Source organism: Suttonella ornithocola, from assembly GCF_001889065.1.
In the GTDB taxonomy this organism is placed as follows: domain Bacteria; phylum Pseudomonadota; class Gammaproteobacteria; order Cardiobacteriales; family Cardiobacteriaceae; genus Suttonella_A; species Suttonella_A ornithocola.
The window spans coordinates 1-10,747 of sequence record NZ_LWHB01000107.1; the positions used below are offsets into that span (position 1 = coordinate 1).

Sequence of the window (10,747 nt, forward strand, 5' to 3'; positions counted from 1 at the left end):
CCACATTCATCAAGATAGACTATCGGTTTTTCTTGAGCGGTCTTATCCACTATTTGTTCTTGAAAGTGCTCTCTTTTCTCTGTGTCGGCTTTTGGATGTTGGTTAATCTTTTTTTATGCGTTATCTTTAGTCGCTTTAGAGCATAACAAATCGCTGATTGCGAGCAATTAAAACGTCTAGCTCTTTCCCATTGGTAATCATCAGGATACTGCTCAATATCCTTAAGCAAGGCTTCATCATCAATCTTTGAGGGCTTACGCTCAGTAAAGCCTTTAGGATGGGGATTTTTAATCCAGCTATAGACGGTGAATTTGCTGATCTTGTAGCGCTTTGCAACAGCGCGCCAAGTTTCTCCATTAGCAATATCGTTAAGAATTTTTTGTCGGAATTGGCGGCAGTAGGTCATAGGATATACTCAGTTTGTTTTTGATAATTCTACTACAAGTTGTTCTTTATATCTGCTTTGGATAGATTGGATTATAAGTGATTTGACTATAGTAAAGGGCTGGCTATAGCAGGACTCCCAAAAAATACATATAGTACTTGGAGATAGAATGCTGTTTTCAAGGTGGATATTGAGTTAACGTTATAGTCAAAGGCTAATAAAAGAGTCACAGAAATTAGATCGCTATTCCAGTAATAGTATGTGTGCTTACTTTATTCATCTATCTTAACGCTATAACTATTCTAGTAGCCTTTCACTATATATGTATTTTTTAGGAAGTTGGCTATAATTTCCGCCACTTTTTATTAGCCTTTGACTATATGAGAAAAACTCCTAAAAATAGGGAAATTTCAATTTTTCAAATTTTGAAAACATATTAAAATCATAGTGTTAATTTTTCTGCTGGTGGTAAAAATTTGTGTGAAACGGAATTTTGCAAAGGTCCCTATATTTAGATAGAACACTTTTTCTATCTAAAATATGTAATTCTGATGATTTCACTTTGTGATTTTTAATAAAATTTAATTTCTTGCGATAAAAATCTATGATTGATTCGGGAGAAGTTTATAGATGTTTTCAAGCGTATCATTAGAATCTACAGAAACGTTTAAGTCATGCAAGCGTCCGTCATGAACACCATAAATCATGCCATGGATAGCTAAGGATTGTCCTTTTGCCCAAGCACGCTGAACCGCATTGCTTCGGGAAATGTTGCGGACTTGCTCAATAACATTGAGTTCGCACATGCGATTATGGGCTGATTTTTCATCCATTCCAATTAAAGAACCAGCATGTTTATGGTAAACATCCTTTATTCCTCTTAGCCAATTATTCATCATGCCAAAATCTCTATTAGACAATGCTGCTTTAATGGCACCACAATCATAGTGCCCACCAATGATAATATCGCTAACTTTAAGTTCTTCAACAGCAAATTGAATCACGCTATGGCAGTTTATATCCATAGCGTGTACAAGATTGCCAATATTTCTATGAACAAAAACTTCTCCGGGAAGTAGACCCATAACAGCATTCGCTGGAATACGGCTATCTGAGCAACCTATCCAGAGATATTGTGGACTTTGTTGGTTGGAGAGTTTTTCAAATATTCCCGGATTATCTTCAGCAAATTTTGCCGCCCATTCCTTATTGCTTTTTAGTAGTGCTTCGATATGTTTTTTTTTCATGGTGCAATTCCGATATCGTGACGATAAGTCATTCCTTCAAACTGAATAGCCTGTATACCAGAATAAGCATTGTGACGAGCGGCTTCAAGTGTATCGCCGAGCGCAACAACATTCAGTACGCGTCCTCCATTAGTAAAGTATTGATGGTCTTTGTAAGTCGCACCGGCGATGAAAACCTGCGCAAAAAATTTCGCTTGTTCTAAATGATGAACTGGGAAGCCTTTTTGATAGTTGCCGGGATAGCCTTTTGAGGCAGCAACGACGCATATAGAATGTTTATCTGCCCATTTTAATTCGATGGTGTCTAGCTTTTCATCTAAACAAGCAAAAATAGGGGTAAGAAAATCGGTTTCTAATAGCGGTAAAATGGCTTGAGTTTCTGGGTCGCCCATTCGCATATTATATTCCAGTAGATAGACGTCATTTTTATTGACCATTAACCCAAAGAAGATGATACCAGCAAATTGTAGGTTTTCTGCTTGTATGCCTTTTAATGTTGGGTTAAGAATATCTTCAATAAAAGCTTGATATTGTGCTTTTGTTAAAAAAGGATGAGGGGCAACGACTCCCATGCCACCAGTATTTTCTCCGGTATTACCATCACCAATGGCTTTATGGTCTTTTGCGGTTTGCATCGGCAAAATGGTATGGCCATCACAAAAGCTTAAAATAGAAACTTCAAAGCCTTCTAAAAATTCTTCAATAACAATTTCATCACCAGCGCAGCCAAAACATTTTTCTTGCATGATTTCATAAACGGCAGTTTCTGCTTCTTCATGCGTATGACAGATGATAACGCCTTTACCAGCGGCTAAACCACTGGCTTTAACAACAGTTGGATAAGGACAGATTTTTAAATATTGTAGAGCGGCATCTAACTCAGTAAAACTTTGGTATGCAGCGGTTTTAACGCCGTATTTTTGCATAAATGTTTTTGCATAACTTTTACTGCCTTCTAGCATCGCTGCGGCTTTATCCGGACCAAAAATTCGTAGACGTTCCGCCTTAAATTGATCAACGATGCCTTCTACTAATAAGGCTTCTGAGCCAACAATCGTAAGGTCGATACTTTTTTCTTTTGCAAAAGCTATTAATTGATCAATTGTCGTTAAAGGAACATTTTCTGAGCGTTCTAAAGCTGCTGTTCCGCCATTACCGGGAGCAACATAAATTCGTCCAATACGATGATCTTGTGCTAGTTTCCAAGCAATCGCGTGTTCACGACCGCCACTTCCAATAATGAGTATTTTCATCATAATAATTAAATCTCTTTTGCAGCTAAAAGAACTTATTTTAACGAAATTGGTTTAAAAAAGGGCGTAAATTCCTGTCAGCGGTTTAAAAGGCTTTCTGTTACAATAACTCACTTTTTTAATGGATTACCTTTATGGAACTAAATAGTACCTATGAACGAATAGATACGCTGCTTTCGCGTGCAAATGCACTTAGGGGGTATCTTTGACTATGACGGTAAAGCAGAACGATTAGAAGAAGTTTCTCGAGAGCTAGAAAATCCTGATATCTGGAATAATCCAGAACAAGCTACAGCATTAGGACAAGAGCGCTCAACGCTGGAAAACGTCGTTAATGGTTTGGATGAAATCACGACAGGCTTAAATGATGCGCGAGAATTGATTGAACTTGCAGAAATGGAAGAAGATGAAGAAACCGTCAATGCGGCTTTAGAAGATATTGCAGGCATAGAAAAGCGTATTGAAGATTTAGAGTTTCGTCGAATGTTCTCTGGTGAGCTGGATGCCAATAATGCTTTCTTAGATATTCAAGCAGGTTCAGGCGGGACAGAAGCGCAAGACTGGGCTTCTATGTTATTACGAATGTATTTACGGTGGGGCGAAGCAAAAGGCTTTAAATGCGAACTAATTGAGGAATCGCCTGGTGAAGTTGCAGGAATTAAATCGGCAACAATCGAATTTCAAGGCGAATATGCCTATGGTTGGTTGCGGACAGAAATTGGCGTTCATCGTTTGGTCAGAAAATCGCCTTTTGATAGTGGCAATCGTCGACATACCAGTTTTGCTGCGGTATTTGTTTCTCCTGAGATTGATGACAATATTGAAATTGAAATCAATCCAGCGGATTTGCGGATTGATGTTTATCGGGCTTCTGGTGCAGGTGGGCAGCACGTCAACCGGACAGAGTCTGCGGTGCGGATTACGCATTTACCCACGAATATCGTCGTGCAATCACAAAACAGTCGTAGTCAGCATCAAAACCGCGATACTTGTATGAAGCAGCTGCGCGCAAAATTATATGAATTAGAATTAAATAAACGTAGTGCAGAAAGCCAAGCGTTAGAAGATAGCAAATCTGATATTGGGTGGGGTAGTCAAATTCGCTCTTATGTGTTGGATTCTGGACGAATAAAAGATGCACGTACGGGGTATGAAACAAGCAATACGCAAGCGGTATTAGATGGCGATTTAGATCCATTTATTAAAGAAAGCCTCAAACAAGGCATTGAGGGATGAAAAAGTTGATTTTATCTTCCTTATTCATAGCAAATAGTGCAAGCGATGCCGCAAGCAATATGGCGTTGCCAATAGATTGCCAAACGGTGTTAAATCGGATGGAAACTTTATCACAACGGCTTAATCAATGGTCGGAACTGAATCCCAATGCGCGTGCGCAATCAGAAGTACTTCAGCAATCTATTGAAGAGACGCGTTTGGAATTGCTTCAGGCATGGCAGAATTTACAAAATGATACACAGCGCTCAGATTTTATCCGAGATTGTGCCAGTAAAATTGCTGAGATTGATAGACAGATTGCAAAGACTGAGGAAGAAATAGCAACTTTATCGGAGCCTCGACGATGAAAAAATACCTTTTATGCTTTTCATTTTTGGTAGGTTTTGTACAAGCAGAAACAGTCGCAATAGAATTACCTGACAGTTGTCAGCAATATATTCAAGCGGTTAAACAGTTGTGCGCATTCACAAAGATGAAAAGCGCAATCAAGTGCTTTTGGAAACGGTTGCTACTATTGAGGAAACTATGAAAATGCTTGATGAAACCACCGCTCAGGCGGAAACAGAAGCAAGCGACGAAAACAAAGCCTATATTGAGCTTATGATTAAGCAGATGAATGAAAAAGCCATGAAGCGTCTCAGCCATACTTGTGAAATGATGTATCGGCGTATTCCCTAAGATTTCCTAGAAGATTCAAGGACTCATTAAATGAACGTAGAAGAAAATAAACTTATCGCAGAACGTCGGCAAAAACTTGCCACTATTCGTGAACAGAAAGGCGTCGCTTTCCCAAATAATGCGCGTCCAACGCATAAAGCAGCAGATTTGCATCAAACTTATGCGGAAACGCTTGATGCCGATGCCTTACAACAAGCAGGAGAACTATCACTTGCCGGGCGAATGATGGGTAAGCGTGTAATGGGCAAAGCCAGTTTTGCACAAATTCAAGACGGCAGTGGCGAGCGGATACAGCTTTATATTGCGCGTGATGACTTACCAGAAGGCGTTTATGCGGAATTTAAAAAGTGGGATGTCGGCGATATTATTAGTGCTAAAGGGCATTTATTTCGTACAAAAACCGGTGAGCTAACGGTTCATGCGTCTGAAATTCAATTATTGACTAAATCGCTACGCCCATTGCCTGAGAAATTCCACGGATTAACTGACCAAGAAACGCGCTATCGTCAGCGTTATGTGGATTTAATCATGAATAAAGATAGTCGTGAAGTCTTTAAAACGCGTGGAAAAGTGTTGAGCTATATCCGTCATTTCTTTGAGGATCATCAATTTATGGAAGTGGAAACGCCAATGATGCATCCTATTCCTGGGGGGGCAACTGCTAAACCGTTTACTACGCATCATAATGCACTGGATATGCCGCTATTTTTGCGTATCGCACCAGAATTGTATTTAAAACGTTTAGTAGTTGGTGGGTTTGAGCGAGTATTTGAAATTAACCGAAGCTTCCGTAATGAAGGCGTTTCTACTCGTCATAATCCTGAGTTTACTATGCTGGAATTTTATCAAGCGTATGCAGATTATCAGGATTTGATGGATTTAACAGAAGTGTTATTGCGTGGTTTAAGCGAGTCTGTTTTAGGTAGCAGTCAAATCACTTATCAAGGACAAGAAATTGATTTTGCTAAACCGTTTGATCGTTTAACGATTTTAGAAGCAGTTGAAAAATATGCGCCACAACATGCCAATATTTTGACGGATGCGGCAGCATTATCAGCGATTTTAAATAAAGAATATAAACAAAAAACCAGCGCTGATGAGGCTTTGGGTAAACTGCAAACGATGCTCTTTGAAGAAGCAGTAGAGCATCAATTAATTCAACCCACTTTCATTATGGCATATCCTTGGGAAGTCTCGCCTTTGGCGCGTCGTAATGATGAAAATCCAGCAATTACGGATCGTTTTGAGCTCTTTATTGGTGGACGTGAAATGGCAAATGGCTTTTCAGAGCTTAATGATGCTGAAGACCAAGCAGCGCGTTTCCAAGCGCAAGTGGCAGCAAAAGAAGCAGGCGATGATGAAGCGATGCATTATGATGCCGATTATATCCGTGCCTTAGAATATGGTATGCCGCCAACGGCTGGGGAAGGAATTGGAATTGACCGTTTAGTAATGCTCTTAACGGATAGCCCATCAATTCGAGATGTATTGTTGTTCCCATTGATGCGTCATGAATAAATTTTTTAATAGGAGAAAAGTATGACTACTAAACAATTTGCTCACATGCAAATGTTTCCAACAGATTCGCAAGATTATTATGCGTCGAATGTTCCGTGGATATTGGAACAAAAAGGGTTTATCGGGTTAGGTGAGTGGGAAGGTGGAGAGAAGCAAATTAATGATTTTAAAAAACTAAAATATGGTGATATCGTTTTAATTCATACAGGAGCAATGGCAATTGCATTAGTGCAAATTATTGGAGGTCATTATTTTGTTTCACAAGATGAAGATCCTGATGAGCGCACAGAATGGATAAATAACCGTATGCCAATTAGAGTATTAGATTGGAATATTGGTAACTTACGTGCCGAGGTTCCTAAAGTGCGCGGCACAATTGAAATTAATAGTCCAAGTGCCCAAACGTATCAATATATCCAAGAATGGTTTACTCAAATTAAGGAAAACTATCAATCTCGAGGATTAGAAATCGTATGAAAAAATGGCTTTTTGCGTGTTTATTAGGCTTTGTGGCTATTAGTTCGCAAGCAGAAAAGTTTATTCTGCCGCCTGACGGCGTGGATTTGGTGGGTATGGTGCGGCAGGTAACCGCGAAACAGGAAGATACGGTGTTAGATATTGGGCGGAGCTTTGGGGTTGGCGTTGAGGCGATGCAAAATGCGAATCCCAGCGTGGATATTTGGTATCCCGGTGAGGGAACGAAAGTATTGGTGCCAACTCGCTATATTTTGCCTGATGTGCCGCATGAAGGGATTGTGATAAATCTGCCTGAGATGCGTTTATATTACTTCCCTAAAGATGAAAAAGTCGTTTATGTTTATGCTGTCGGGATTGGTCGGGAAGATTGGGCGACGCCATTAGGCGTACAGACAATTACAGAAAAGCGCCCAAATCCCACGTGGACGCCTCCAGCTTCCATTCGTGCAGAGCATGCAGCAAAAGGGGATCCTTTGCCGGCAGTGGTTGCAGCAGGACCCAATAATCCGCTAGGGTTATTTGCAATGCGCCTTTCTAATCCTAGCTATTTAATTCATGGTACCAATAAGCCATGGGGTGTAGGAATGCGGGTTTCTCACGGCTGTATTCGTATGTTCCCTGAAGGAATTGAAGAATTATTCAAAATGGTTCCAAAAGGGGAAAAGGTGAATATTATCAAGCAAGAGATGAAAGTTGGTTGGTTTGGGGATGAGCTTTATTTGGAATATCATCCGCCAATTGATGAGGATAATTTAAGTGCGCAAGCAGCAATGCAACAAGCTTTAGATTTGGTGAATCAAAAAGCGGCTGAAAGAGGGCTGACGGTTTCTGAAGACCTTATTCGCGCGGTGGTTAATGAAGCCAGTGGTATGCCGGTTTCCGTTGCTTATAGTCATTAGGAAATTTTGTGGAAGATGTTAGCGAGCTATTAGAAGGGCTTAACGAGGCTCAACGAGAAGCGGTAACGAGCGATGTGCGCATTATCCGTGTGATTGCTGGTGCGGGCAGTGGTAAAACTCGTGTATTGGTTCAGCGGATGTTATGGTTGATGAAAGTAGAGGGTTATCATCCTGCTTCTTTAATGGCGCTAACGTTTACCAATAAAGCGGCGAGAGAAATGCGTAGCCGCCTAGAAGAAACTTTACAATACCCATTATCGACTATTCGAATGGGGACGTTTCATCATGTTTGTGGACGGATTTTAAGACAACATGCTGAGCGTATGAATTGGTCGCATGAATTTGTCGTTATGGATAGCGAAGACCAATTGCGACTGATTAAGCGCTTAATGCGAGAGGTGAATTGGCAAGTGCAAGCCGTCGATGCAAAATTGATGCGCAATATCATCAATGCGATGAAAGAAGATGGAATACGCGCAAATGATATGCCAACAAAAACTCAGCAAGATATTTTGGTGCGCAATTTTTATAGCGATTATGAAAGCGCTTGTATTCGACAAGGGCGGATGGATTTTGCCGAGATGTTGCTATTAACGGTTGAGTTATTAGAGCAGCATCAAGATATTCGAGAAAGTTTTCATCAGCGCTATCGCGCGATATTGGTGGATGAGTTTCAAGATACAAATTTATTACAGTTCCGCTTTATTACTTTGATGCTTGGAAAAGCGGCTAGGCTATTTGTGGTGGGCGATGATGACCAGTCAATTTATTCTTGGCGAGGGGCAAGAGTTGAGAATATTCTGCATTTGGATCAATTTTATCCCGACTTAGAAACCATCCGTTTGGAGCAGAATTATCGTTCAACAGGCAATATTTTAATCGCAGCCAATGGTTTGATTGCCAATAATAATAATCGCTTGGGGAAAAATTTATGGAGTGCGGACAAAGAAGGCGAATTGATTCGGATTTATCCAGCGGTTAATGAATACGATGAAGCGCGTTATGTGGCTGAGCAAATTCAAAGATGGCAAGAAGCGGGTGGGCGATTAAAAGATTGTGCGATTTTGTATCGCAATAATGCACTTTCTCGTGTTTTTGAAGAAGTTTTTATTCAAAATGATTTGCCTTATCGAGTAACGGGTGGTTTGCGTTTTTTTGAGCGTGCAGAAATTAAGGACGCTTTGGCATATTTGCGTATGGTGTTATTCCCTGATGATGACGGTGCATTAGAGCGAATTATCAATGTGCCTGCACGTAGTATTGGGGAAAAAACGGTTGCGGATTTACGTAGTTTAGCGCGACAAGGTAATCGCTCTATTTGGACAATCTTAAAGGATTCGGAAACTGTTCAACGACATTTCTCTACTCGAGCCATTAGTGCGCTTAACCGATTTGTCGAACTGATTGAAGCACTACAATTAAAAATCCAAGAAAATCCCTCTGTAGAATTTGCGCTACAAACAATTATCCAAGATTCAGGCTTAGCCAATATGCATGAAAAAAGCCGAAAGGAAGACAGCGAATCTCGTAAAGAAAATTTGTATGAATTGATTAGCGCCGGACGTCATTGTGATGCAGTGGATGCAGATAATCATCAACGGATTAGTGATTTTTTAAATGATGCCGCTTTAGATGCTGGCGATAGAGAAGCAGAAGAAGGGTTGGATGCGGTACAGTTGATGACACTACATACCGCTAAAGGATTAGAATTTCTGAATGTTTTTCTTATTGGTTTAGAAGAAGGCATTTTTCCGGGACAACATAATCAATTTGGTGAAAAGTTAGAAGAAGAACGTCGATTGGCTTATGTGGGTATCACCCGTGCGCAAGAAAATCTGACCTTAAGTTTTGCGGAAAGAAGACGTTATCAAGGCAGTGAAAGCTATCCGTCGGCATCGAGATTTATTCAAGAAATTCCAGAATCTTTATTAGAGTTTGTTCGTCCGATGCTTTTTGATAGGCTTAAGGCTTCTGCTAAAGCAGATAATTACGCGTTACCGAAATCACAAAGTGATGACCCTTTTGGGGTAGGAGATTTAGTTGTGCATCCTAAATTTGGGGAAGGCTGTGTGATGAGTTTTGAGGGACAAGGTAATAGCCGTCGAGCTTTAATTAATTTTAGTGCGCATGGTGAGAAGTGGTTAATTCTTTCGTATGCGAAATTAACGGTTAAAGGACAATTAGTTTAGTTTAAAATCTCCACTGATTGGGTTGAAAAAATTGTATCAAATTGATTTCAATTGAATATAAGTATCATATACCTATGAAAAGATTTTTGAGAGTGTAAATTGAAAAATACGATTAGAAGGACTTAAGAATAGTGATGACTAATAAGGAAATAGTGATAGCTTCTTTGAATTTATTATCAGATAAGAAAAAAATGAATGAAGCTGAAATTAGTAAATATTTTTCACAGAACTATTTGCAAATTGTTGATGGTAAAAGCCTAGACTATGACTATAAAGCATTTGTGCAACATCTCGCGGCATTAGCTGAGCATACTGAAGCAATAGATATAGAAATAGAAGCTATTGTTGGTGAAAGAGAGTGAGTTTTTACGAAGCATATTGCTCATGTTCGTAAGTCAGGAAATAAAAATATACGCGTAAAAGTTATTGCTAGCTTTAAGCTACAAGAAGAAAAAATCTTTTTTTGTGAGGAATTGACTATGGTTGAGGCTGGTGCTCAAGAGGATAGTCAACTTGCTAGCATACAATAGGATTTTTAGCTGTATTTCTTGAAAACTATTAGGCTTAGTTATATTGATTAGCTATTAAGTTTGGCTCTAGACTATCAGGAATAACCTGTTAGTCTAGAAAAATGAAATCTAACAGCAAACTATAGTGCAATCATCTAAAACCCAACCCAATCCAAAGCAGATAAAAGAATAAAGTATCAATACAATCCATCCGCCATTCTTTGCGTATTTGCTTAATCCAAGCCCACATCTTTTCAATAGGATTTAAGTCTGGACTATAAGGGGGTAACCAAACTATCTCATGCCCATGCTCTTCAATGATTGCTTGAATATCACTGCTTTATGAAAAGCGGCAT

12 protein-coding genes are annotated in these 10,747 nt (G+C 39.7%); 8 read left to right on the top strand and 4 right to left on the bottom strand.

The features are described 5' to 3' along the window. Positions 1-49: 49 nt before the first annotated feature. The 3 genes from A5N85_RS08425 to purD all read right to left on the bottom strand — a co-directional run bounded on the left by A5N85_RS08425 (position 50) and on the right by purD (position 2,885). Complete coding sequence (locus tag A5N85_RS08425; protein ID WP_072576124.1) at positions 50-406, bottom strand: IS630 transposase-related protein; 357 nt, start codon at positions 404-406, stop codon at positions 50-52. A gap of 581 nt (positions 407-987) precedes the next feature. Beyond that, entirely contained in the window at positions 988-1,632 is a 645-nt protein-coding gene (gene can / locus A5N85_RS08430; protein WP_072576832.1) for a carbonate dehydratase, read from the bottom strand. Continuing rightward, the gene (gene purD, locus A5N85_RS08435) at positions 1,629-2,885 is read right to left on the bottom strand and encodes a phosphoribosylamine--glycine ligase (protein WP_072576840.1); all 1,257 of its coding nucleotides are present in this window, start codon (positions 2,883-2,885) and stop codon (positions 1,629-1,631) included. Before purD ends, can begins: the two co-directional genes overlap by 4 nt. Before the next feature lie 134 nt (positions 2,886-3,019). Between purD and prfB the strand changes: the two genes are divergently transcribed. From prfB to A5N85_RS14675, 8 genes are all read left to right on the top strand, one after another. After that, a protein-coding gene (prfB, locus tag A5N85_RS08440) for a peptide chain release factor 2 (protein ID WP_115306030.1) occupies positions 3,020-4,121 on the top strand; the annotation gives its coding sequence in 2 pieces (ribosomal slippage) (positions 3,020-3,091 and positions 3,093-4,121; 1,101 coding nt in all). Next, positions 4,118-4,468: a hypothetical protein gene (locus A5N85_RS08445; protein ID WP_072576834.1), complete on the top strand. Its 351-nt coding sequence runs from the start codon at positions 4,118-4,120 to the stop codon at positions 4,466-4,468. The genes prfB and A5N85_RS08445 overlap by 4 nt, the downstream gene beginning before the upstream one ends. A 184-nt stretch (positions 4,469-4,652) precedes the next feature. Next, positions 4,653-4,799 (top strand): hypothetical protein, encoded by a 147-nt coding sequence (locus A5N85_RS15140; protein WP_211268119.1) that lies wholly within the window; start codon positions 4,653-4,655, stop codon positions 4,797-4,799. Between the two features lie 30 nt (positions 4,800-4,829). Beyond that, on the top strand, positions 4,830-6,317 hold the full coding sequence (lysS, locus tag A5N85_RS08455) for a lysine--tRNA ligase (protein WP_072576836.1): 1,488 nt from the start codon (positions 4,830-4,832) through the stop codon (positions 6,315-6,317). 21 nt (positions 6,318-6,338) lie between these two features. Continuing rightward, positions 6,339-6,794, top strand: a complete 456-nt coding sequence (locus A5N85_RS08460; protein WP_072576837.1) for a hypothetical protein — start codon at positions 6,339-6,341, stop codon at positions 6,792-6,794. Then, the gene (locus A5N85_RS08465) at positions 6,791-7,693 is read left to right on the top strand and encodes a L,D-transpeptidase family protein (protein WP_072576838.1); all 903 of its coding nucleotides are present in this window, start codon (positions 6,791-6,793) and stop codon (positions 7,691-7,693) included. The genes A5N85_RS08460 and A5N85_RS08465 overlap by 4 nt, the downstream gene beginning before the upstream one ends. Before the next feature lie 8 nt (positions 7,694-7,701). Then, the gene (locus A5N85_RS08470) at positions 7,702-9,882 is read left to right on the top strand and encodes a UvrD-helicase domain-containing protein (protein ID WP_072576839.1); all 2,181 of its coding nucleotides are present in this window, start codon (positions 7,702-7,704) and stop codon (positions 9,880-9,882) included. A 134-nt stretch (positions 9,883-10,016) separates the two neighbouring features. Then, a complete protein-coding gene (locus tag A5N85_RS14675) occupies positions 10,017-10,244 on the top strand; it encodes a hypothetical protein (RefSeq protein WP_143143228.1) in 228 nt (75 codons plus the stop codon). Between the two features lie 298 nt (positions 10,245-10,542). Here A5N85_RS14675 and A5N85_RS16990 read toward each other — a convergent pair whose 3' ends face one another. Next, entirely contained in the window at positions 10,543-10,722 is a 180-nt protein-coding gene (locus A5N85_RS16990) for a transposase (RefSeq protein WP_115306057.1), read from the bottom strand. Positions 10,723-10,747: the final 25 nt, after the last annotated feature.

Excerpts from the sequence above, each read along its gene's own strand:
- A5N85_RS08425 (WP_072576124.1), bottom strand. The coding sequence starts at position 406 with ATGACCTACTGCCGCCAATTCCGACAAAAAATTCTTAACGATATTGCT.
- can (WP_072576832.1), bottom strand. The coding sequence starts at position 1,632 with ATGAAAAAAAAACATATCGAAGCACTACTAAAAAGCAATAAGGAATGG.
- purD (WP_072576840.1), bottom strand. The coding sequence starts at position 2,885 with ATGAAAATACTCATTATTGGAAGTGGCGGTCGTGAACACGCGATTGCT.
- A5N85_RS08445 (WP_072576834.1), top strand. The coding sequence starts at position 4,118 with ATGAAAAAGTTGATTTTATCTTCCTTATTCATAGCAAATAGTGCAAGC.
- A5N85_RS15140 (WP_211268119.1), top strand. The coding sequence starts at position 4,653 with ATGCTTGATGAAACCACCGCTCAGGCGGAAACAGAAGCAAGCGACGAA.
- lysS (WP_072576836.1), top strand. The coding sequence starts at position 4,830 with ATGAACGTAGAAGAAAATAAACTTATCGCAGAACGTCGGCAAAAACTT.
- A5N85_RS08460 (WP_072576837.1), top strand. The coding sequence starts at position 6,339 with ATGACTACTAAACAATTTGCTCACATGCAAATGTTTCCAACAGATTCG.
- A5N85_RS08465 (WP_072576838.1), top strand. The coding sequence starts at position 6,791 with ATGAAAAAATGGCTTTTTGCGTGTTTATTAGGCTTTGTGGCTATTAGT.
- A5N85_RS14675 (WP_143143228.1), top strand. The coding sequence starts at position 10,017 with ATGACTAATAAGGAAATAGTGATAGCTTCTTTGAATTTATTATCAGAT.